At 69.9% G+C, this 22,210-nt stretch carries 21 protein-coding genes; 17 read left to right on the top strand and 4 right to left on the bottom strand.

Features of this window, described 5'->3' with window-relative positions:
* The first annotated feature begins 26 nt into the window (after window positions 1-26).
* From ACFZ8E_RS05435 to ACFZ8E_RS05425, 3 genes are all read left to right on the top strand, one after another.
* Window positions 27-458: an OsmC family protein gene (locus ACFZ8E_RS05435; RefSeq protein ID WP_405042245.1), complete on the top strand. Its 432-nt coding sequence runs from the start codon at window positions 27-29 to the stop codon at window positions 456-458.
* Window positions 459-570: 112 nt separating this feature from the next.
* Entirely contained in the window at window positions 571-1,782 is a 1,212-nt protein-coding gene (locus tag ACFZ8E_RS05430) for a putative DNA modification/repair radical SAM protein (protein ID WP_147725011.1), read from the top strand.
* 92 nt (window positions 1,783-1,874) lie between these two features.
* Window positions 1,875-3,371: a UdgX family uracil-DNA binding protein gene (locus tag ACFZ8E_RS05425; protein WP_405042244.1), complete on the top strand. Its 1,497-nt coding sequence runs from the start codon at window positions 1,875-1,877 to the stop codon at window positions 3,369-3,371.
* Window positions 3,372-3,388: 17 nt separating this feature from the next.
* Here ACFZ8E_RS05425 and ybaL read toward each other — a convergent pair whose 3' ends face one another.
* Window positions 3,389-5,242 carry a YbaL family putative K(+) efflux transporter gene (gene ybaL, locus ACFZ8E_RS05420; protein ID WP_243935515.1) on the bottom strand — a complete coding sequence of 618 codons (1,854 nt, stop codon included), beginning with the start codon at window positions 5,240-5,242 and terminating at the stop codon, window positions 3,389-3,391.
* Between the two features lie 195 nt (window positions 5,243-5,437).
* On the opposite strand from ybaL, the gene dapB reads away from it, so the two are divergent.
* The 11 genes from dapB (at window position 5,438) to ACFZ8E_RS05365 (ending at window position 15,464) form a co-directional block, all read left to right on the top strand.
* Window positions 5,438-6,235 (top strand): 4-hydroxy-tetrahydrodipicolinate reductase, encoded by a 798-nt coding sequence (gene dapB, locus ACFZ8E_RS05415; RefSeq protein WP_405042242.1) that lies wholly within the window; start codon window positions 5,438-5,440, stop codon window positions 6,233-6,235.
* 121 nt (window positions 6,236-6,356) lie between these two features.
* A complete protein-coding gene (locus ACFZ8E_RS05410) occupies window positions 6,357-6,992 on the top strand; it encodes a 2,3-bisphosphoglycerate-dependent phosphoglycerate mutase (protein ID WP_147725019.1) in 636 nt (211 codons plus the stop codon).
* 10 nt (window positions 6,993-7,002) lie between these two features.
* Complete coding sequence (locus ACFZ8E_RS05405; RefSeq protein WP_405042241.1) at window positions 7,003-7,650, top strand: alpha-ketoglutarate-dependent dioxygenase AlkB; 648 nt, start codon at window positions 7,003-7,005, stop codon at window positions 7,648-7,650.
* 183 nt (window positions 7,651-7,833) lie between these two features.
* On the top strand, window positions 7,834-8,793 hold the full coding sequence (locus tag ACFZ8E_RS05400; protein ID WP_147841219.1) for a hypothetical protein: 960 nt from the start codon (window positions 7,834-7,836) through the stop codon (window positions 8,791-8,793).
* A gap of 110 nt (window positions 8,794-8,903) precedes the next feature.
* Window positions 8,904-10,046: a YihY/virulence factor BrkB family protein gene (locus tag ACFZ8E_RS05395; RefSeq protein WP_147725025.1), complete on the top strand. Its 1,143-nt coding sequence runs from the start codon at window positions 8,904-8,906 to the stop codon at window positions 10,044-10,046.
* A gap of 41 nt (window positions 10,047-10,087) precedes the next feature.
* On the top strand, window positions 10,088-10,384 hold the full coding sequence (locus tag ACFZ8E_RS05390) for a nucleotidyltransferase family protein (RefSeq protein WP_147858569.1): 297 nt from the start codon (window positions 10,088-10,090) through the stop codon (window positions 10,382-10,384).
* Window positions 10,341-10,736, top strand: coding sequence for a DUF86 domain-containing protein (locus tag ACFZ8E_RS05385; protein ID WP_243951160.1), 396 nt, complete (start codon window positions 10,341-10,343; stop codon window positions 10,734-10,736). The genes ACFZ8E_RS05390 and ACFZ8E_RS05385 overlap by 44 nt, the downstream gene beginning before the upstream one ends.
* Window positions 10,737-10,767: 31 nt before the next feature.
* Window positions 10,768-13,836 (top strand): DNA polymerase I, encoded by a 3,069-nt coding sequence (polA, locus tag ACFZ8E_RS05380; RefSeq protein ID WP_405042240.1) that lies wholly within the window; start codon window positions 10,768-10,770, stop codon window positions 13,834-13,836.
* Between the two features lie 189 nt (window positions 13,837-14,025).
* Window positions 14,026-14,346, top strand: coding sequence for a GIY-YIG nuclease family protein (locus tag ACFZ8E_RS05375; RefSeq protein ID WP_243951163.1), 321 nt, complete (start codon window positions 14,026-14,028; stop codon window positions 14,344-14,346).
* Window positions 14,347-14,514: 168 nt separating this feature from the next.
* Window positions 14,515-15,261, top strand: a complete 747-nt coding sequence (locus ACFZ8E_RS05370; RefSeq protein ID WP_243951165.1) for a rhodanese-like domain-containing protein — start codon at window positions 14,515-14,517, stop codon at window positions 15,259-15,261.
* Window positions 15,258-15,464 (top strand): SlyX family protein, encoded by a 207-nt coding sequence (locus ACFZ8E_RS05365; RefSeq protein WP_147725031.1) that lies wholly within the window; start codon window positions 15,258-15,260, stop codon window positions 15,462-15,464. The genes ACFZ8E_RS05370 and ACFZ8E_RS05365 overlap by 4 nt, the downstream gene beginning before the upstream one ends.
* 69 nt (window positions 15,465-15,533) lie before the next feature.
* Here the strand turns inward: ACFZ8E_RS05365 and ACFZ8E_RS05360 are convergent, their stop codons facing one another.
* Together ACFZ8E_RS05360 and ACFZ8E_RS05355 are read right to left on the bottom strand one after the other, a co-directional pair.
* Window positions 15,534-16,967 carry an NAD-dependent succinate-semialdehyde dehydrogenase gene (locus ACFZ8E_RS05360; protein ID WP_243951166.1) on the bottom strand — a complete coding sequence of 478 codons (1,434 nt, stop codon included), beginning with the start codon at window positions 16,965-16,967 and terminating at the stop codon, window positions 15,534-15,536.
* 117 nt (window positions 16,968-17,084) lie between these two features.
* A complete protein-coding gene (locus ACFZ8E_RS05355) occupies window positions 17,085-17,876 on the bottom strand; it encodes a class II glutamine amidotransferase (RefSeq protein WP_147858564.1) in 792 nt (263 codons plus the stop codon).
* A gap of 339 nt (window positions 17,877-18,215) precedes the next feature.
* On the opposite strand from ACFZ8E_RS05355, the gene ACFZ8E_RS05350 reads away from it, so the two are divergent.
* Window positions 18,216-18,608 carry a response regulator gene (locus ACFZ8E_RS05350; RefSeq protein WP_147725038.1) on the top strand — a complete coding sequence of 131 codons (393 nt, stop codon included), beginning with the start codon at window positions 18,216-18,218 and terminating at the stop codon, window positions 18,606-18,608.
* A gap of 138 nt (window positions 18,609-18,746) precedes the next feature.
* Here the strand turns inward: ACFZ8E_RS05350 and rpsU are convergent, their stop codons facing one another.
* On the bottom strand, window positions 18,747-19,067 hold the full coding sequence (gene rpsU / locus ACFZ8E_RS05345; protein WP_243935599.1) for a 30S ribosomal protein S21: 321 nt from the start codon (window positions 19,065-19,067) through the stop codon (window positions 18,747-18,749).
* A 404-nt stretch (window positions 19,068-19,471) separates the two neighbouring features.
* On the opposite strand from rpsU, the gene ACFZ8E_RS05340 reads away from it, so the two are divergent.
* Together ACFZ8E_RS05340 and ACFZ8E_RS05335 are read left to right on the top strand one after the other, a co-directional pair.
* The gene (locus tag ACFZ8E_RS05340; RefSeq protein WP_243936382.1) at window positions 19,472-20,515 is read left to right on the top strand and encodes a low specificity L-threonine aldolase; all 1,044 of its coding nucleotides are present in this window, start codon (window positions 19,472-19,474) and stop codon (window positions 20,513-20,515) included.
* Between the two features lie 222 nt (window positions 20,516-20,737).
* Window positions 20,738-22,210: a SulP family inorganic anion transporter gene (locus ACFZ8E_RS05335; protein ID WP_405042238.1), complete on the top strand. Its 1,473-nt coding sequence runs from the start codon at window positions 20,738-20,740 to the stop codon at window positions 22,208-22,210.

Below are 22,210 nucleotides of genomic sequence, written 5' to 3'. Positions count from 1 at the left end.
GCCACCGCGAACCCTGGAGAGCTTCGATGATCAACCGCAAGGCGCACGCTGTCTGGCAGGGCAATGGCAAGGACGGCAAGGGCACGATCACGACCCAGTCCGGCGTGCTCTCGCAGCAGCCCTACGGCTTCAACACGCGCTTCGAGGACAAGCCCGGGACCAATCCGGAAGAGCTGATCGCGGCGGCGCATTCCGGCTGCTTCACCATGGCGCTGGCGTTCCAGCTGCAGGAAGCCGGGCTGGCCGCGACCGAGATGACCACCGAGGCGGTCGTGACGCTCGAGAAGGACGGTGCCGGCTTCAAGGTGACGAAGTCCGCGCTGACGCTGACCGCGGCGATCCCGGGCATCGACCAGGCCAAGTTCGACGCGCTGGCGCATGCCGCCAAGATCGGCTGCCCAATCTCGAAGGTTCTGGAATGCGAGATCACCCTGAAGGCCACCCTCAAGCAGGGCTGATCGGTCTTCGGAGCCGCGCCCCGCGAAAGGCAGGCGGGGTGCGGCATCGCCGCCCGGGGGCAACGCCGGCCGACGCCTTGTATTCACGCTCCCCGGGTTCATTGTTTGTTCGATGGATGAAACGCTCGCCAAGAAACTGCGCATCCTCGCCGATGCCGCCAAGTACGACGCCTCGTGCTCGTCGTCCGGCGCGCCGAAGCGCAAGGCCGGCAAGGACGAGCTCGGCTCGACCACCGGATCGGGGATCTGCCACGCCTACACTCCGGACGGGCGCTGCATCTCGCTGCTGAAGATTCTGCTGACGAACTACTGCCTGTTCGATTGCGCCTACTGCATCAATCGCCGCTCCTCGAACGTCGAGCGGGCGCGCTTCTCGGTGCAGGATGTCGTGACGCTGACGGTCGAGTTCTACAAGCGCAACTATATCGAAGGGTTGTTCCTCTCCTCCGGCATCATCAAGTCGCCCGACTACACGATGGAGCTGCTGACGCGGGTGGCCAAGTCGCTGCGGCGCGACCACGGGTTCCGCGGCTACATCCACCTCAAGTCGATTCCCGAGGCGAGCCCATGGCTGATCGAGGAAGCCGGCCTCTACGCCGACCGCCTTTCGATCAACGTCGAGCTGCCGACCGAGGCGAGCCTGCAGAAGCTCGCCCCCGAGAAGGACGGCGCGACGATCCTCGGGGCGATGGCGCAGGTGGCCGAGCGCATCGTCGAGGCCAAGGCCGAGCGGCGGCGCTTCTCGCCGGCCGGGCAGTCGACGCAGGTGATCGTCGGGGCCGACGCGACCACCGACGAGGCGCTGATCCGCAAGAGCGCGCATCTCTACGGCAGCGTCGGGCTCAAGCGGGTGTACTACTCGGCCTTCAGCCCGATCCCGGAAGGCTCCGGCATCCTTCCGCTGAAGGCGCCGCCGCTCCAGCGCGAGCATCGGCTCTACCAGGCCGACTGGCTGATCCGGTACTACGACTTCTCCGCCGACGACGTCGCCGATGCGGCCGACGACGGGATGTTCTCCCTCGACATCGACCCAAAGCTCGCCTGGGCACTGAAGAACCGGCATCGTTTCCCCGTGGACGTGAACACCGGCGACCGCGAGATGCTGCTGCGCGTCCCCGGCCTCGGGGCGCGGGCGGTCGACAAGATCATCCGCGCGCGCCGCCACACGCGCCTGCGCCTCGACGACGTGGCGCGGCTGTCCTCGGCTCTGAAGCGCGCCCGCCCGTTCCTGATCGCGGCCGACTACACGCCGGGTGGGCTCACCGATCGGCTCGATCTGCGCAGCCGTCTGGTGGAGCCGGCGCAGCAGCTGAGCCTGTTCTAATGGATGCGCGCGACCTCGTCCCTCTCCCCTGTGCGGGGGAGGGTAGGCCTCGCGTCAGCGAGGGTCGGGAGAGGGGAGCGCCGTATCCGGAAATGCCGCTCCCCACTCCCGACCCGCTGCGCGGGCCACCCTCCCCCGCAGAGGGGGGAGGGACAGACAGCGCGCATCGCACGATCCACCTGCGCCCCGGTGCCGATTTCGATGGCTTCCGCGCCACCCTGCGCCGGCTGGTCGCCGACGGGGTTCCGCCCGATCGCGTCACGTGGTCGGCGGGCGATGCGCCCGGCTTGTTCGGCACGTCCGCCAGCGACGAGCCCGACGCGCCGCCGGTCGCGCTGCCGAAGCCCGTGGCCGGGCTGATCCCGATGGTGGTGCCCCACCGCGATCCCGAGCGCTACGCGCTGCTCCACACCCTGGTCTGGCGCGTGCTTCGCGGCGAGCGCCACCTGCCGGAGGTGGCGAGCGACCCGCTGGTCCACCGCCTCAACGGGATGCGCAAGGCGATCGCCCGCGACCTGCACAAGATGCACGCGTTCCTGCGCTTTCGCCGTATCGAAACCGATACGGGCGAACGCTTCGTCGCGTGGTTCGAGCCGGACAACCACATCCTTGAGGCCGCGGCTCCGTTCTTCGTCGACCGGTTCCGCGCCATGGACTGGACGATCCTGACGCCGGACGGCTCGGCGCATTGGGACCGCACGGCGCTGACCTTCGGACCGCCGGGCGACAAGGCGCAGCTGCCGGAGGGCGATGGCTTCGAGGCCGGCTGGCGGGACTATTACGAGAGCACGTTCAACCCGGCCCGTACCAACCTCAAGGCGATGCGGGCGGAGATGCCGAAGAAGTACTGGCACAACATGCCGGAGACCGCCGCCATCCCTGGCCTCGTCCGCGCGGCCGCGACCCGAACCACGCAGATGATCGAAAGGCCCCCCCAGATGACGATCAAGCGCGATCCGGCCAAGGCGGTGGCGGCGATGTCCGACCAGGCGCCGAAGACCCTCGAGGCGCTGAACGCGATCATCAAGCGTTCCGAGCCGCTGGTGCCGGGCGCGACGCAGGCCGTGCTCGGCGAGGGCCGCATCGGCTCGACCATCGCCTTCGTCGGCGAGCAGCCGGGCGACCAGGAGGACCGGCAGGGCCGCCCCTTCGTCGGGCCCGCCGGCCAGCTGCTGTCGCGGGCGATGGCGGAAGCGGGTCTCGACCGCGCGGCGAGCTACCTCACGAACGCCGTCAAGCACTTCAAGTTCGAGGAGCGCGGCAAGCGCCGCATCCACCAGAAGCCGACCGCGGGCGAGGTCAGCCACTACCGCTGGTGGCTCGATCGCGAGCTGGACTTCGTCGCCCCGAAGCTCGTCGTCGCGCTCGGCGCGACCGCCGTGCTGGCGCTGACGGGCAAGCAGATCCCGATCACCCGTGCCCGCGGCCCGTTCCGGTTCGAGCGCCTCGACGACCGCTTCCAGGGCTTCATCACCGTCCACCCCTCCTACCTGCTGCGCCTGCCGGACGAGGCGAAGGAGGAGGCCTACGCGACCTTCGTCGACGACCTGCGTCGGGTCGCGGAATTGGGGCGCGCGCTGACGGCCTAGGACGACGCGGCCGGCGCTCACCCCGCCGCCGGCTCCTCCTTGTGCGGCCGGAGTTCCGGCGATGGGTCGATCTCGGCCTCCGTCGGCGCCTCGGCGCGGCTGTCGGCGCGGCTCGCATCGACGAAGAGGCGGGCCTCGCCCTCGGTCAGGCCGAGGCTGCGCAGGGCATAGAAGGTCATGCCGAAGGCGAGCTCGCGCTCGGCCATCAGCACCAGCCCGACCTTCTCCTCCTCCATCCGGCGGCGCTCGGCGTCGCTGTGGGTGCGGATCAGGGTGTCGATCCGCGGGTTCGCCTCCCGGGCGATCTCGACCAGCCGGCGCGCATGGTGCGAATCCGGCGTCGCGATCACCAGGAGGCGGGCCTGCGCGATGTCGGCGGCGGCGAGGATGCCCGGCGCCAGCGCATCGCCGAACACCACCTCCAGGCCCGAGGCGCGCAGGTCGAGCACCCGCCGGCGGTCGCGATCGACCACGACGAAGGGCAGGTCCCAGGCGTCGAGCGCCTTGCCGATCCCGCTGCCGACCCGGCCGTAGCCGACGATGATCGCGTGGCCGCGATGGGGCTTGGCGGGCTCGGCGACGGCGATCGCATCGGCGCCGCGACGCTCGAACCGGCGCGCGAGGTCGGGCCTGTCGGCGAGGTAGCGCTCCACCCGCGCGGCGAGCACGAAGAACAACGGGTTCAGCGTGATCGACAGCAGCGCCCCGCCGAGGATGAGGTCGCGCCCCTCCTCCGGCAGCAGCTTCAGCGACAGGCCGAGCCCGACGAGGATGAAGGAGAACTCGCCGATCTGCGCCAGGCTCGCGGCGATGGTGAGCGCGGTGCCGACCGGATGCTTGAACGCCAGCACGATCGCCACCGCGGCGATCGACTTGCCGAGCAGGATCACGCCGAGCACCGCCAGCACCGAGAGCGGCTCGCGCACGAGGATGCCGGGGTCGAACAGCATGCCGACCGAGACGAAGAACAGCACCGCGAACGCGTCCTGCAGCGGCAGGGAATCGGCCGCGGCCTGGTGGCTCAGGTCGGACTCGGCGAGCACCATGCCGGCGAAGAAGGCGCCGAGGGCGAAGGACACGCCGAACAGCTCCGCCGAGCCGAAGGCGATGCCGAGCGCGAGCGCGAGCACGGCGAGGGTGAACAGCTCGCGCGATCCCGTGCGGGCCGCCTGGTCGAGCAGCCACGGCACCATGCGGCGGCCTGCGACCAGCATCAGGGTGGTGAAGACGCCCACCTTGGCGAGCGTCAGCCCGAGGGTGAGCCAGATGCTGTCGCCGAGATAGCCGGAGAGCGCCTGCGCGAGGGTGTTGCCCGTGGCATGGTCGCCCGTACCGGCGCTCCCGCCGAGCGAGGGCGCCAGCGCCGGCAGCAGCACCAAGGCGAGGACCATCGCGAGATCCTCGACGATGAGCCAGCCGACCGCGATGCGGCCCTTGTCGCTGTCGAGCAGGTTGCGCTCCTCCAGCGCCCGCAGCAGCACCACCGTGCTCGCCACCGACAGGGCGAGGCCGAACACCAAGCCGGCGCCGAGGCCCCAGCCCCAGGCGAGCGCCAGGCCGCCGCCCATCGCGGTCGCCACCGCGATCTGCACCACGGCGCCGGGCAGCGCGATCGTGCGCACCGCCATGAGGTCCTTGATCGAGAAGTGCAGGCCGACGCCGAACATCAGCAGGATGACGCCGATCTCGGCGAGCTGGCCGGCGAGCTTCTGGTCGCCGACGAAGCCCGGCGTGAACGGCCCGATGGCGATGCCGGCCACGAGGTAGCCGACCAGCGGCGGCAGCCGCAGGCGTTGCGCCAGCATGCCGAACACGAAGGCGATCACGAGGCCCAGGGCGATGATGGCGATCAGCTCGGTCGCATGCGGCACGGGGCGATGGTCTCCTGGCGTCGGCGTCGGGATGGGCGTTCCTGAACGCCGTAGCGGAATCGCGCATCGAATTCCGTACGCGATGGCACCCGGGGGTGTTCCGGCGCACAGGTACGTTCGGGTCGGCAGGTGCGGGTTGGCAGGCCGGCACCGAGCCTATACCCGTGATACTCGGATCGAAGGACGGCGAAGACGATGCGGCTGGTGGTGGTGGGCGCCGACGGGCGCATGGGGCGGATGCTGATCCGCGCGGTGGCGGAAGCCGAGGGCTGCACGCTCTCGGCCGCGATCGAGCGCGAAGGCTCGGACGCGATCGGCCACGATGCCGGGACGCTCGCCGGCCTCCACCCGCTCGGCGTGCCCGTCACCGACGACCCGCTGACGGCGTTCGCGGCCAGCGACGGCGTTCTCGATTTCACCGTCCCGGCGGCGACGGTGCAGTTCGCCGAGCTCGCGGCGCAGGCCCGCATCGTCCACGTGGTCGGCACCACCGGCCTGTCGGAGGACGACCTCGCCAAGCTCTGGGCCGCCGCCTACCACGCCCGCATCGTGCGCTCCGGCAACATGTCGCTCGGGGTCAACCTGCTCGCCGCCCTGGTGCAGCGGGTCGCCGCCGCCCTGGGGCCGGAATTCGACATCGAGATCGCCGAGATGCACCATCGCATGAAGGTGGACGCGCCCTCCGGCACCGCCCTGCTGCTCGGGGAGGCCGCCGCGGCAGGCCGCGGCGTCGACCTCGCCGACGTCCGCGTCTCGACCCGGGACGGCCATACCGGCGCGCGCCGGGCCGGCGACATCGGCTTCGCGACGCTGCGCGGCGGCAGCGTCGTCGGCGATCATTCGGTGATCTTCGCCGGCGCCGGCGAGCGCATCACCCTCTCGCACCACGCCGAAGATCGCAGCCTGTTCGCGGCCGGAGCGGTGAAGGCGGCGCTCTGGGCGCATCCGAAGCCGCCGGGCCTCTACAGCATGACAGACGTGCTCGGCCTGTAAGGCTACGCTCGACCACGGACGGGCGCGGGTGGTCGGCCCGCGCTTGGGGCCTCGGCCCGGCTCTGGTAGGAGCCGCAGCGACCTGCCCGATCGGGCGCCTCCCCAGAAAGACCGGACCCCGATGGACCGCTTGCTCGTCCTCGCTCGCCACGGCCAGAGCGAGTGGAACCTCAAGAACCTCTTCACCGGCTGGCGCAACCCGGACCTCACCGAGCGCGGCGTCGACGAGGCGCACAAGGCCGGGCGCTGGCTGAAGAGCGAGGGCTACGGCTTCGACGTGGCGTTCACCTCGAACCTCGGGCGGGCGCAGCGGACCTGCAAGCTGATGCTCGGCGAGATGGGCCTGTCCGAGATCGAGACGATTCGCTCGGAGGCGTTGAACGAGCGCGATTACGGCGACCTGTCCGGCCTCAACAAGGAAGACGCCAAGGCGCGTTGGGGGGCCGAGCAGGTGCACCAGTGGCGCCGCTCCTACGATATCCCGCCGCCCGGCGGCGAGAGCCTGAAGGACACCGCGGCCCGGGTGCTGCCCTACTACATCGAGACGATCCTGCCCCGCGTGATGGCCGGCGACCGGGTGCTCGTGGCCGCCCACGGCAACTCGCTCCGCGCCCTGGTGATGGTGCTCGACCGGCTCAACACCACGACCATCGCCGGCCTGGAGATCGCCACCGGCGTGCCGCTCGTCTACCGCCTCAAGGCCGACACCACCGTCGCCTCGAAGACGGTGCTGGAACGCGACATCGACGACGCGTGACGCGCAGCGCGTGGCGGTCGAACTCGCGCCGGGCCTGATCCACCATCCCGGCTGGCTCGATGCGGCCGCCCGGCGGCGCCTCGCCGACGAGATCGCGACCGTGCTGGCGGCCGCGCCGCCGTTCACGCCGCGGATGCCGCGCACGGGAAAACCGTTCTCGGTGCGGATGTCGAATGCCGGCCCGCTCGGCTGGGTCTCGGACGTCGCCGGATCCCGCTACCAGCCGGATCATCCCGAGACCGGCGACCCCTGGCCGGCGATGCCCGCGACCGCACGCGCCGCCTGGGACGCGCTCGCCGATCATCCCCGCCCGCCCGAGGCCTGCCTGATCAACCTCTACGCACCGGGCGCCCGCATGGGCCTGCACCAGGACCGCGACGAGGAAGACCTGACGGCCCCGGTCGTGTCCCTGTCGCTGGGCGCGGCGGCGGTGTTCCGCTACGGCGGCCCGAAGCGCTCCGACTTGACCCGCTCGATCCGCCTGACGGCCGGCGACGCCCTGGTGATCGGCGGCCCCTCCCGCCTCATCCACCACGGCGTCGAGCGCATCGTCGCGGGCGGCGACCTGCTGTCGGTGGCGGAAGACCCGGACCCGCCCTTCCTGCCCCCGGGCGGCCGCTGCAACCTGACCCTGCGGCGGGTGACGAGGGCGCCTTGAACGCGAAGGGCCCTGGTTGATGCGGACTCATGGAGACAGGCGCCTGGTTCGAAGTTCGCTCCAAGGCCCGCAGGTCCGGCATCCGGGCAGACGCGTGAACGCGTCCGCTTGACAGGACCCGGCCGCGGGCCGACGCATCGCATCCGGTCCGGCGCCATTCCGGATTGTGGAGATCCTGGTTCGATGCGCCTGCGCCCCCGTCTGTCCGCCCTCGCGCTGCTTGCCCTGGTGCTCGGCTTCGATGCGGGGCCGGCGTCGGCCGCCGAGCCGGTCTATCCCGCGGGCTCGCGCTTCGGGTTCGAGCCGCCCTCCGACATGTCGCCCTCGCGCCGCTTCTCCGGCTTCGAGCGCAAGGAGGGCGGGGCGACGCTCTCGGTGGTCGAGCTGCCGGCGACTGCCTTCGCCGACCTCGTGCAGACCTTCACCGACGCCAACCTGAAGAACCAGGGCTTCGCCGTCGAGACCCGCGAGCCGGTGAAGATCGGCGAGGCCGACGGCATGCTGTTCACCGGCTCGCAGCCGGGCGAACCGGGCAGCGCCACGCCGACGGTCCGCAAGTGGCTGCTGCTCGTCGGCGATCCGACCGTCACCGGCCTGATCATCGGGCAGGCGCTGCCCGATGCCGAGACCGAGAAGACCATGCGCAGCCTCGTCACCGGCGTGACGATCCGGCCGGCGCTGACGCTGGCGCAGCAGGTCGACGCGCTGCCCTTCCGCATCGCCGATCCGGCGGGGTTCCGCCCGCTGCGCGTGCTCGCCGGCAACTCGGTGCTGCTGACGCAGGGGCCGAAGGACCAGATGAGCAACCTTGAGCAGCCGATCCTGGTTCTGGCTCAGGCGGTGCAGCAGCCGCCGACGGCCGAGCAGCGCGACGGCTTCGCCAAGGCCGCGCTGTACTCCAACCAGACCATGAAGGATTTCGTGATCGAGCGCTCGCAGAGCTACCGCTCGAACGGAACCGATTGGCACGAGATCGTGGCGCGCGCCACCGACATGCCGACGAACACGCCGGTCGTCGTCTCCCAGACGATCCGCTTCGCTCCGGACGGCTATCTCCGCGCCCTCGGGGTGGTGCGCGAGGACCAGCGCGAGGGCACGCTCGCCAAATTTCGCGAGGTCGTGGACAGTGTTCAGGTGAAATAGCACGGGGCAGCCTGAGAATTCGCCCGTCGTCCGAGGAAACCACTCCTTGCGACCACCGGTTGTCGTCGCGACGCGCCGTCTCGTAGACGGCCATCGCGACGGGACCATTGATGACCGACCGAAACCATAGCGCAGACGGACTGGACGAGCGCCATTCCGCCGTGTGGACGCTGGCGCTCGCCGCCACCCTCGTCGGCATCGCCGCGCTACCGTATCGGCGCGGCGGAGACCGGCCCGCGCCGGCCCCGGACGGTCCTCGCGCGCCCTCGCCCTCGCATTCCGGCGGCGACGCCCGGGCGGTGGCGCAAACCGAGTCGGACCGCGGCCGGCAGGCGAGCACCCCCTCCGAGATACCCAAAAGCGGCTGGAAGGATGTCGGGCTGCGCGTGTTCCGCGACCTGAAGGAGAATCGCCTGGTCTCGGTCGCGGCCGGCGTCACCTTCTACGTGCTGCTCGCGATCTTCCCGGCCGTGGCGGCGCTGGTGTCCTGCTACGGCCTCTTCGCCGACGTCGCCACGATCAACGACCACCTCGCCAGCCTCCAGGGGGTGATGCCCTCCGGCGCGATCGACATCGTCGGCGAGCAGGTCAAGCGCATCGCGGCCAAGGGCGACACGACCCTCGGCGTCACGTTCTTCACCGGCATCCTGCTCTCGGTCTGGAGCGCCAACGGCGGCATGAAGGCGGTCTTCGACGCGCTCAACATCGTCTACGAGGAGCGCGAGACGCGAAACTTCGTCTGGCTGAACCTGCGGTCCCTCGCCTTCACCGCGGGCGCGCTGCTGTTCATCATCCTGGCGCTCGGGGCGATCGTGGTGTTGCCGGTGGTGTTCAACACGGTCGGCCTGTCGGCGGACGCGTGGTACCTGGCGCTGCTGCGCTGGCCCGCCCTGTTCGTCGCCGTTCTCGGCGGCCTCGCCCTGCTCTACCGCTACGGCCCCTGCCGCGACGCGCCGCGCTGGCGCTGGGTGACGTGGGGCAGCGCGATCGCCGCCTTCGCCTGGCTCGCCGGCTCCCTCGGCTTCTCGTGGTACGTGGCGAACTTCGGCAAGTACAACGACACCTACGGCTCGCTCGGCGCCGTGATCGGGTTCATGACCTGGATCTGGATCTCGACGGTGATCGTGCTGCTCGGCGCGGAGGTGAATGCCGAGATGGAGCACCAGACCGTCCACGACACCACGGTCGGGGCGCCGCAGCCGCTCGGCACGCGGCGGGCGAAGATGGCGGATACGGTGGGGGCTGCGACCTGAGGCGCGTTCCGCGAAGGTCGGATCCGCGGTAGGGTCGGTCCATGGATCGCGACGCCGCCATCGACATCCTGCGTGCGCATGAGCCGGAGCTGCAACGCCTCGGCGTGCGGCATGCCGCGGTGTTCGGCTCGGTCGCGCGGGGCGAGAACCATGCAGGCAGCGATCTCGACGTGATGATCGAGATCGACGAGGCCGCCGTGCGCGATGTCTTCGATTATGTCGGGGTGATTCACTTCATCGGCGACCTGTTTCCGATATCCGTGGACGTGTCCAATCGCAAAATGCTCAAGGCGCATGTCAAGCCTGAAGCAGAACGAGAGGCCGTCCATGCTTTCTAGGCGTGGCCGCGAGGCATGCCTCGGCATTCGTGAGAACGTCGAGGCCGCCTTCGACTTCATCGGTGGAATGGGCGCTGCGGAATTCGAGCAGGATCGACGGACCATCTATGCTGTGACCCGCTGTCTCGAGATTATTTCGGAAGCCAGTCGGCGCGTCGATACAGCGACGAAAGACCGGCATCCGCATATCCCCTGGCAGCAGGTTTCAAGCGCCGGGAATATCTACCGGCACGAATATGCGAACGTGTCGCCGCTCCAGATCTGGCGGACCGTGCAGGAGCGTCTGCCCGAACTGCTGGCCATGTGCGTGGCGGAGCTTCAGCGTGCCGACGCACCAGGCACGTCCGGATGACGCGCCGCTCCGTTCCAGCTACGAGCGGCCGATGAGCGCTGAAAACGAAACCGCCTCCCCCGTCGGCCCCGGCGATCAGGTGATCCTGGTGGACGGGTCGTCGTTCATCTTCCGGGCCTACTTCCAGGCGATAAACCAGCCGGAAAAGTTCAACTTCCGTCCCTCGGACGGGCTGCCGACCGGTGCGGTGCGGCTGTTCTGCACCAAGATCGCGCAGTTCGTTCAGGAGGGCGCGGCCGGCATCTGCCCGACCCATCTCGGCATCGTCTTCGACAAGTCGGAGGGCTCGTTCCGCAAGGAGCTCTACTCCGACTACAAGGGCCACCGCCCCGACGCGCCGGACGACCTGAAGCGGCAGATGCCACTGATGCGCGACGCGGTGCGGGCCTTCGGCCTGCATGCGATCGAGATGGAGCGCTACGAGGCCGACGACCTGATCGCCACCTATGCCCGGCAGGCCGAGGCGCGGGGCGCCGGCGTCATCATCGTGTCGTCCGACAAGGACCTGATGCAGCTCGTCGGGCCGCTGGTTCGGTTCTACGATTTCGAATCCGGCTCCAAGGGCAAGCCGGGCCACCGCCCCGAGCGCAACCTCGACGAGGCGGCGATCGTCGCCAAGTGGGAAGGCCTGCAGCCGAACCAGATCGGCGACGCGCTGGCGCTGATCGGCGACTCCTCCGACAACGTGCCCGGCGTTTCCGGCATCGGCCTGAAGACCGCGGCGGCCTTGATCAAGGAATACGGCAGCCTCGAGCAGCTGCTGGAGCGGGCGGGCGAGATCAAGCAACCTAAGCGCCGCGAGATGCTGCTCGCCGGCATCGAGCAGGCGCGGCTCTCGCGCCGGCTCGTGGCCCTGGTCGAGGACGTCGACGTGCCGGTGGCGCTCGACGACCTACGCCTGCCCAAGCCCGACCCGGAAAAGCTCGTCGGCTTCCTCAAGGCGATGGAGTTCAACACGCTGACCCGTCGCATCGCCGCGATGCTGCATGTCGACCCGGAAGCGGTGAAGCCCGATCCGCGCCTGCTCCCGGGCCATGTCCCGGGCGACGACGCCCCCTTCTCCGACGCCGCGGCCGCGGCCGGGGACGGCGCCGAGATCGACCCCTTCGCCGATCTCGGCCTGCCGGACGCCGCGCCCAAAGCCCGCAGCCCGTCCGATCCGACGCCGTCGAACCTCGTCGCGGCGCGCGCGGCGGAGGCGAGCAAGCCGTTCGACACCAGCGCCTACGAGACGATCCTCTCGCTCGAGCATCTCGATGCCTGGATCGCCGAAGCGCACGAGGTCGGTGTGATCGCAGTCGACACCGAGACCGACTCGCTCGATGCGCACCACGCCAACCTCGTCGGCGTGTCGCTCTGCGTCGCGCCGGGGCGCGCCGCCTACATCCCCCTCGCCCATGTCCGCGCGGTCGAGGCCGCGCCGAACGCCGACGACCTGTTCGGCGGCGGGGCGACGGCGTCCGATCTCGTGGAGCCGCTGCCTTCGCAGATCGACCGCGACGCCGCGCTCAGTCGGCTGAGGCCGCTGCTCGAGACCCCGAGCGTGCTCAAGGTGGCGCAGAACCTGAAATACGATTGGCTCGTGTTCCAGCGCTACGGCATCACCGTGGCGCCGTGCGACGACACCATGCTGATCTCCTACGTGCTCGATGCCGGCAAGGGCGGGCACGGCATGGACGAACTCGCCAAGCGCCATCTCGGCCACCAGCCGATCACCTTCTCGGACGTGGCCGGCACCGGCAAGGCCAAGGTCACCTTCGACCGGGTGCCGCTCGACAGGGCCACCGCCTACGCGGCCGAGGATGCCGACGTGACGCTGCGGCTGTGGCGGATGATGAAGCCCCGCCTCGTCGCCGAGCGGCGGCTCGCCGTCTACGAGACCCTGGAACGGCCCCTGATCGCGGTGATCGCCCGGATGGAGCAGCACGGCATCCGCGTCGACCGCAACATGCTCTCGCGGCTGTCCGGCGACTTCTCGCAGATCCTGGCGCGTCTCGAGGAGGAGATCCAGGAGGATGCCGGCGAGCGCTTCCAGGTTTCCTCACCGAAGCAGATCGGCGACATCCTGTTCGGCAAGATGGGCCTGCCCGGCGCCAAGAAGACGCCGTCCGGCCAATGGGCGACGCCAGCGACCCTGCTCGAGGAGCTGGCCCAGGCCGGGCACGACCTTCCGAAGAAGATTCTCAACTGGCGCCAGCTCGCCAAGCTGAAGTCGACCTACACCGACTCGCTGCAAGAGCACGCCGACCGCGACACCAACCGGGTCCACACCTCGTTCTCGCTCGCCGCCACCACCACCGGACGGCTGTCCTCGTCGGACCCGAACCTGCAGAACATCCCGATCCGCACCGAGGAGGGCCGCCGCATCCGCCGCGCCTTCGTCGCCGACCCCGGCAACCGCCTGATCTCGGCCGACTACAGCCAGATCGAGCTGCGCCTGCTCGCCCACATGGCCGACATCCCGCAGCTGCGGCAGGCCTTCGCCGACGGCATCGACATCCATGCAGCGACCGCGAGCGCCATGTTCGGCGTGCCGCTCTCCGAGATGACGCCGGACCTGCGGCGGCGGGCCAAGACCATCAACTTCGGCATCATCTACGGCATCTCGGCCTTCGGGCTCGCCGACCGCCTCGGCATCGGCCGCGAGGAGGCGAGCCTGTTCATCAAGCAGTATTTCGAGCGCTTCCCGGGCATCCGCGACTACATCGACACCACCAAGCGCGCCTGCCGCGACAAGGGCTACGTCACGACCCTGTTCGGCCGCGTCTGCCACTACCCGCAGATCCGCTCCAACAACCCGTCCGAGCGCGCCAGCGTCGAGCGGCAGGCGATCAACGCCCCGATCCAGGGCACCGCCGCCGACATCATCCGCCGGGCGATGACCCGGATGGAGGCGGCGCTCACCGCCGAGCGCCTGAACGTCCGCATGCTGCTGCAGGTGCACGACGAGCTGGTGTTCGAGACGAACGAGGCCGAGGTGGATCGCGCGATCCCGGTGATCAAGCGCATCATGGAAGAGGCCCCGGCCCCGGCGCTCACGCTCCACGTGCCGCTGGTGGTCGAGGCGCGGGCAGCGGAGAACTGGGAGGAGGCGCATTGAGCGGGGGCTCACCCGGTCGTCAAGTGATCGAGCTTCAGACCTCCGTCAAACCACCGCATCCTGAGGCGTCGAGGGTTCTGGAGGCCTCCTTCGAGGCTCGCTGACGCGAGCACCTTAGGATGAGGGGGATGGCCGGATCGACGGCTTTGCCCGATCATCCAAACAGCGTTGGTTCGAATTGGGTGTGCGATGAGCGCCTTCGTCTACATCCTGCGATGCGCTGACGGCAGTTACTATGTCGGTTCCGCGCGCGGAGAATCGCTCGATCGCCGGATCGGCGAGCATCAGGCCGGGACCTATCCGGGTTATACGAGCCGGAGGCGACCGGTCGAGCTGGTTTGGTCGGAGTCGTTCGACCGGATCACCGATGCGATCGCGATGGAACGGCGCCTCAAGGGTTGGACGCGGGCCAAGAAGGAAGCGCTGATCCGCAGCGATTGGACCGTTCTGCAGGACTTGGCCAAACGCCCCGCAACACGAACTCGAGCCGAACCACCCACCTCATCCTGAGGTGCCCGCGTCAGCGGGCCTCGAAGGAGCCCTCCAGGGATCACGCGGCCGGCTGGAAGCTCCTTCGAGGCCTCCGCTCCGCTCCGGCGCCTCAGGATGAGGTCGCGGGCTGGAGGGCCGAACCTCGCATGAATTCCCTGGATAGGTAGGCCCTGGTACACCGCCGCCATGCCCCAAACCGTCGCCACCCTCTACCAGTTCGTCCCCCTCCCCGATGCCGCAACGCTCGCGCCGGTGATCGAGGGCTTGTGCAAAGACCTCGGCCTGACCGGCACGCTCCTGCTGGCGCACGAAGGCATCAACGGCACGGTGGCAGGCTCGGCCGAGGCGATCGCGGCGTTCCTCGCCGCCCTGAACGGGCCCGACCTGTTCGGCGGCCGCCTCGATCGGCTCGAATGCAAGCTGTCGACGGCCGAGGCACCGCCGTTCGCGCGGATGAAGGTGAAGCGCAAGCCGGAGATCGTGACCTTCGACGGCGGCGCCACCGACCCGGCCGACGGGGTCGGGACCTACGTCGCGCCCGAGGACTGGAACGCGCTGCTCGACCGGCCAGGGGTGGTGGCGGTCGACACCCGCAACCGGTTCGAGGTGGCGCTCGGCACGTTCGCGGGCGCGGTCGATCCGGGGCTATCGCGCTTCGGCGAGTTTCGCGCGTTCGCGGAGACGCTCGATCCCGGTGCGGAAGTGGCGCTGTTCTGCACCGGCGGCATCCGCTGCGAGAAGGCCGGCGCCTACCTCAAGGCGCGCGGGTTCGCGCACGTCCATCTGCTCCAGGGTGGCATCCTGAAATACCTCGAGACCGTGCCGGAGGCCGAGAGCCGCTGGACCGGCGACTGCTTCGTCTTCGACGGCCGCATCGCGCTGGGGCCGGCGCTGGCCGAGCGGCCCGACCATCCGCCGGAGGCCCTGCGATGAGCGAGTCCGCCCGCATCGACCATCTCGAGATGCGCCTCACCGAGCAGGACGCGACCATCGACGACCTCAACCGCACCGTCACCGAGCAGTGGCGGCTGATCGACCGGCTGCGGCGGCAGGTGGAATCGCTGATCGAGCGCGTCGAGGAGGCGGGCGCTCGCACGGCTGCCGGCGGCGCCGAGCCCCCACCGCCGCATTATTGAGGGCATCAGCGCGCCCTTCCCTCCCCCGCGGAGGGGGGAGAGAAGACGCGGTGAACCTGCCTTCGAGGCCTAGAAATTCGCCTGCGTGACGAACTTGGTCGCGAGGTAGCCGTCCAGCGCTTCGGAGCCGCCCTCGCTGCCGTAGCCGGATTCCTTCACCCCGCCGAAGGGCGTCTCCGGCAGGGCGATGCCGTGGTGGTTGATCGAGACCATGCCGCTCTCGACCATGCTCGACACCCGCGTCGCCCGCTCCGACGAGCGGGTGTAGGCGTAGGCCGCCAAGCCGTAGGGCAGGCGGTTGGCCTCCGCGTAGGCTTCCGCGTCGTCGGAGAAGCGCTGGATCGCCGCGACGGGGCCGAACGGCTCCTCGTTCATGATCCGGGACGTGAGCGGCAGGTCGGTCAGCACCGTCGGCTCGAAGAAGTTGCCGCGGTTGCCGATGCGCTTGCCGCCGGTGCGCAGCGTGGCGCCCTGCGCATTGGCATCGGCGACCAGCGCTTCCATCGCCTCCAGGCGCCGCCCGTGGATCAGGGGCCCCATCTTCGTCTCGGGATCGAGGCCGTCGCCGACCTTCAGGTTGGAGGCGAGGTCGGTGAAGCCGTCGACGAAGCGGTCGAACACCGAATCGTGGACGAGAAAGCGGGTCGGCGCGACGCAGACTTGGCCGGCGTTGCGGAACTTGTTGGCGCCGAGAACCGCCACCGCCTTCTCGACGTCGGCATCGCCGAAGACGATCGCCGGCGCGTGGCCGCCGAGCTCCATCGTCGCCCGCTTCATGTGCTGGCCGGCCAGGGCCGCGAGCTGCTTGCCGACCACGGTCGAGCCGGTGAACGAGATCTTCCGGATCACCGGATGCGGGATCAGGTACGACGAGATCGTCGCCGGATCGCCGTAGACCAGCGCGAGGCAATCGCCCGGCACGCCGGCATCGAGGTAGGCGCGCACCAGCTCGGCGCAGCTCGCCGGCGTGTCCTCGGGGCCCTTGAGGATCACCGGATTGCCGGTGCAGAGCGCGGCGGCGATCTTGCGGACGGCCTGGTTGATCGGGAAGTTCCACGGGGTGAAGCAGGCCACCGGCCCGACCGGCTCGCGCACCACGAACTGCAGCACCCCGTCGCCGCGGGGCGGGATCACCCGGCCGTAGGCGCGCTTGCCTTCCTCGGCGAACCAGTCGGTGACGTCTGCCGCGGCCATCGTCTCGATGCGCGCCTCGGCGAGGGGCTTGCCCTGCTCCAGCGTCATGATCCGGGCGATGGCGTCGGCGCGCTCCCGCAGCAGGTCGGCGGCCCGGCGCAGCACCTTGCCGCGATCGAAGGCCGAGACCTTGCGCCACTGCGCGAAGCCGCGCGCGGCGGCCTCGAGCGCCCGGTCGAGGTCGTCCCGGGTGGCGACGGCGCATCGCCCGATGGTCTCGCCGGTGGCGGGGTTGAGCACCGGCAGCGTCTCGCCGCCCGAACCGGCGACCCAGGCGCCGGCGATGTGAAGCGTCACGTCCGGATACATGTCGGCCCTGCGATCCCTGCCCGGCCGGCCGCGATGGGCCGGCGACCGAGGCAATGTCGCGCTCGACGCCGCCGGGGGCAAGGCGCCGGCGGGAACGAACCGGCCGGGATGTCCGGCTCAGGCGGCGATGCTGCGCTTGACCGGCTCCGGGCCCTTCACCGTGACGGGTCCGCCGCGGCGCGCGCGCAGCGTGCCGCCCTTCGGCACGACCTGCCAGCCGTCCTTGGCGCCGTCGATCGGCTCGGAGACCACGACCAGGCCGGCCTCGGTCTGGCGATAGTACAGGCTCGGGGGCCGCGCATCGCAGGCCCACCGATAGGCGATGAGCTCGTCGCCGTCGGTCAGCAGCGCGGTGAAGCGCAGCGGCTCGGTGATGCCGGCCGCCTTCATCAGGTCGCGCACGGTGGCCAAGGTCTCGGCCATGGCGCCGATCGGGTCCTCGGCAAGGCCGTTGGAGAGGGCGAGCAGGAAAAGGGCCTCGGAGTCGGTGCTGCCGCGACGCCCGTCGTACAGGGCGTCCGGGATCAGCGCCTCGAGGCGTCGCTTGATCCGCAGGTATCCGCCGATCTGACCGTTGTGCATGAACAGGTGCCGGCCGTTCACGAAGGGGTGGCAGTTGGTCCGCGCGGTCGCCGTCCCGGTGGAGGCGCGCACGTGCGCGAAGAAGGTCCGCGCGCGGACCTGCCCGCACAGGTTGACGAGGTTCTCGTCCGACCAGGCGGGCGAGATGTCGCGATAGACGCCCGGCTCCGGTCGTTCGCCGTACCAGCCGAGGCCGAAGCCGTCGCCGTTGGTCTCGGTCTTCCCCTGCTCGGCGTGCAACGATTGATGCACGAGCGAGTGCGTCGGCGCGCAGACGAGGTCCGACAGGAAAACCGGCTCACCGCTATAGGCCAGGAAGCGGCACATGGCTGGGGCCAACCTCTTGCTGATCGCGCTGGCGCGAACCTCACCTAGTCTGCCCTCGGGCAAGCTCGGTGCCGCGCCGTCGCCGAACCGTAACATTTCGTTGTCGATGATGAACAGTTCGCTAACGCACTGCAGCATGCACGGAGTTTGTGCGCTCCTGAACGGATCCTCGCCAAACCGGTCGCAACGCAGGCATGCGCTTGAGACGAATTCGGACTCTTGTTACCCGGCTTCGGACGGCGCAGCATGGCTCATCCGGGAATCAGCGCCCCACGCATGAGGTCGCGTCGCCGGTCAGGCATCGAACCCGCATCCGCAACATCTCGTGAAGGAGGTCCCATGGACCGCGCCCCCTCCCCTTGTCCGGTCGCCCTTGTCGTCGAGGACGATGCCGCGGTCCGCAACCTCGCCGCCGCCGTGCTCGAGGAGACCGACCTCGGGGTGATCGCCTGCGACAGCGCGGAGGCCGCGATCTCGATCCTGGAGCGCGACGACGTCACCGTCGCGCTGCTCTTCGCCGACATCCGCCTGCCGGGCGCCATGGATGGGCTCGCGCTCGCCCGCACCGTCGAGCGCCGCTGGCCGGACGTGCGGGTGGTGGTGACCTCGGGCTACGATGCCGGCGGCGATGCGAGGATGCCGGCGCAGGCGGTGTTCATGCAGAAGCCGTGGCGCGCCCTCGACGTGCTGGTCCAGGCCGAGCATGCGACGGAAGCCGCCCGCGCCGCCTGAGCGCGTTCCGGTCCGATACGAGGACGGCGCACGCGGCGTCGTCCGAAATCCTTTCACGAACAAATAAAGCCCGGACCGCAAGGGCGGCCGGGCCTTTTTCGAGGATCGCGATCGACGGGCCTCGCGGCCCGGATCGTCTTACTCGGCGGCGGAAGCCGCCGGAGCGCCGCTGGCCGGAGCGGACGGGGTCATCGACGGGAAGCCGGGACGACGGGGGGCGCCGGCGCCGAAACGGGGCTTCGGCTTCGGAGCAGCGATCAGGCCCTCGCGGATCGCGGTCTTGCGGGCCTGCTTGCGGGCGCGACGGACCGCCTCGGCCTTCTCGCGCGCCTTGCGCACGGACGGCTTCTCGTAGGCCTTGCGCTGCTTCATCTCGCGGAAGATGCCTTCGCGCTGCATCTTCTTCTTGAGGACGCGGAGCGCCTGATCGACGTTGTTATCGCGAACGAGTACCTGCAACGGAGTGGATCCTCTAGAACCGGTTTGAACGTGGCATTCGGTCGGCGCGGTCAGCGTGACGCCCGCGAGCGTTGCGGGAAACCGACAGCGCCCCGGACCCGGGGATCGCCCGGGCGGGACGCGGTTCGGACCGTCTCGATTCGGCACCAAATCTGCACCTTGGGCAGGCTCTTACACCAAGCGCCCGCGAGTTCCAACCGGATTGGCGACGCGACGTCGATCCGCGTGCGGTGTGACCGCGCGGACGCAGGGCGTAAAGCCGTCGTCCGCCCGCACAGGGCATGCCGGGCGCAGCAATCCGGCCCGGCTCCTGCAATGCCGTCCTAAGTCGGGTATGACATCCCAGGCCGGACTCGTCCCGGCAGGGCTGGCGAAGGGACGCTCATGACGGGTGAGAGACAGCGATGACCGACGACGCGCAGCAATTCGCCAGCGACAACTATTCCGGCATCTGCCCGGAAGCCTGGGCGGCGATGGCGGCCGCCAATGCGGGGCATGCGCCGGCCTACGGCGAGGATGCCTGGACGGCACGCGCGGCGAACGCCTTCCGCACCCTGTTCGAGAGCCGCTGCGAGGTGTTCTTCGCCTTCAACGGCACGGCCGCCAACGCGCTGGCGCTGGCCGCGCTCTGCCGCTCCTACCACAGCGTGATCTGTGCCGACGCCGCCCACGTGGAGACCGACGAGTGCGGCGCGCCGGAGTTCTTCTCGAACGGCTCGAAGCTGCTCACGGTCCGCACCGAGAGCGGCAAGCTGACCCCGGACGCGATCCGGGCGCTCGCCACCAACCGCAAGGACATCCACTTCCCGAAGGTCCGCGTGGTGACGGTGACGCAGCCGACCGAGACGGGGCAGGTCTACACCCTCGCCGAGTTGCGGGCGATCTCGGCGACCTGCCGCGACCTCGGCCTGTCGCTGCACATGGACGGGGCCCGCTTCGCCAACGCCTGCGCCCATCTCGGATGCAGCGCGGCGGACATGACGTGGCGGTCGGGCGTCGACGTGCTCTGCTTCGGCGGCACCAAGAACGGCATGCATGCCGGCGAGGCGGTGGTGTTCTTCGACGCCGCACTGGCCGAGGATTTCGGCTATCGTTGCAAGCAGGCGGGGCAGCTCGCCTCGAAGATGCGCTTCCTCTCGGCCCCCTGGGTCGGGATGCTGGAGAGCGGGGCGTGGCTGAGAAACGCCGCGCACGGCAACGCCTGCGCACAGGACTTCGCGGCGGCGGTCGCGGACATGCCCGGCATCGCGCCGATGTTCCCGGTCCAGGCCAACGCCGTGTTCCTGGCGATGCCGGCGGACACGATGGAACGCCTGCGCGGCAGGGGCTGGCGCTTCTACACCTTCATCGGTGGTGGAGCCCGGTTCATGTTCGCCTGGGACGCGAAGCGTGAGCGCGTCGCTGAGCTGGTTGCGGATCTGCGCGCCGTCGCTGCGGCACCGGCATGAGCGGGCGGCGGGTTGCGTGGCCGGGTGCCGCTGTCTAACAGGGGCTCATGGTTCCGGCAGACGTTCGCCCGTCATCGATGACGCCGCCGTAGCGCGCGCGACGCCCCGCGGTCCCCGTTTCCACGGGGCATCGTGCTTGGGCCGCCGAACCGTCTCCCGTCGAAATCCCGTCTCTCATGAGCCCGCACGCCGCCCTCCGCGGGCGCGGACCGGATCCTTTGCATGACCTTTCAAACCTTGCGGGCCGAATGGGCCCCGCACGTGCCGCGCGAGCTCCTCGCCGGCACCGTCGTCGCGCTCGCGCTCATTCCGGAGGCGATCGCCTTCTCGCTCATCGCCGGCGTCGATCCGCAGGTCGGGCTCTACGCCTCGTTCTGCATCGCGGTGACCACCGCGATCGTCGGCGGACGGCCGGCGATGATCTCGGCCGCCACCGGCGCCACGGCCCTGGTGATGGCGGGGCTGGTGCGCGAGCACGGCCTGCAATACCTGCTGGCCGCCTCGATCCTCGCCGGCCTGATCCAGATCGGCGCCGGCCTGCTGCGGCTCGGCGACCTGATGCGCTTCGTCTCGCGCTCGGTGATCACCGGCTTCGTCAATGCCCTCGCGATCCTGATCTTCCTCGCGCAGATGCCCGAGCTGATCGGGCGCGGTCCGACCGTCTACGCGATGGTCGCGATCGGGCTGGCGATCATCTACGGCCTTCCGCGCCTCACCAGGGCGGTGCCCTCCCCGCTCGTCTGCATCGTCCTCCTGACGATCGCCGCGATCGCGCTGGCGCTGCCGATCCGTACGGTCGGCGACATGGGCGCGCTGCCGAGCAGCCTGCCCTCGTTCCTGCCGCCGCAGGTCCCTCTGAGCTTCGAGACCTTGCGGATCATCCTGCCCTACGCCGCCACGGTCGCCATGGTCGGCCTGCTCGAATCGCTGATGACGGCGGCGATCGTCGACGAGATGACCGATACCGGCAGCGACAAGAGCCGGGAATGCCTCGGCCAGGGCACCGCCAACATCGTCTCGGGCTTCTTCGGCGGCATGGCCGGCTGCGCCATGATCGGGCAGACGGTGATCAACGTCACCTCCGGCGCCCGCGGTCGCCTGTCGTGCCTGTGGGCGGGCTGCTTCCTACTGTTCCTGATCGTCGCGCTCGGCGCCTACGTCCGGCAGATCCCGATGGCGGCGCTGGTGGCGGTGATGATCTTCGTCTCGATCCAGACCTTCTCCTGGCGCTCGATCCGCGATCTCGCCCGGCACCCGGGCTCGTCCAGCGTGGTGATGCTCGCCACCGTCGCGGTGGTGGTCGCGACCCACGACCTCGCCCGCGGCGTCCTCGTCGGCGTGCTGCTGTCGGGCGTGTTCTTCGCGCGCAAGGTCGCCCGCGTCTTCCGCGTCGAGAGCCGCCGGGAGGGCGTGGTCCGCACCTACGTCGTCACCGGGCAGCTGTTCTTCGCGACGGCCGAAGCATTCCACGGCGCGTTCGATTTCCGCGACGACGCCGAGCGGATCGTGCTCGACCTTTCGGCGGCGCATTTCTGGGACATCACCGCGATCAATGCCCTCGACCGGGTCGTGCTGAAGTTCCGCCGTCACGGCCGGGCGGTCGAGATCGTCGGCCTCGACCGCGCGAGCGCGACCCTGGTCGAACGCCTCGGCACCCACGACAAGCCCGGTGCGATGGCAGCACCGGGACACTGA

It is taken from the genome of Methylobacterium sp. HMF5984 (genome assembly GCF_045033435.1).
Taxonomy (GTDB): domain Bacteria; phylum Pseudomonadota; class Alphaproteobacteria; order Rhizobiales; family Beijerinckiaceae; genus Methylobacterium.
This window is presented reverse-complemented; position numbering and strand designations above follow the sequence as displayed.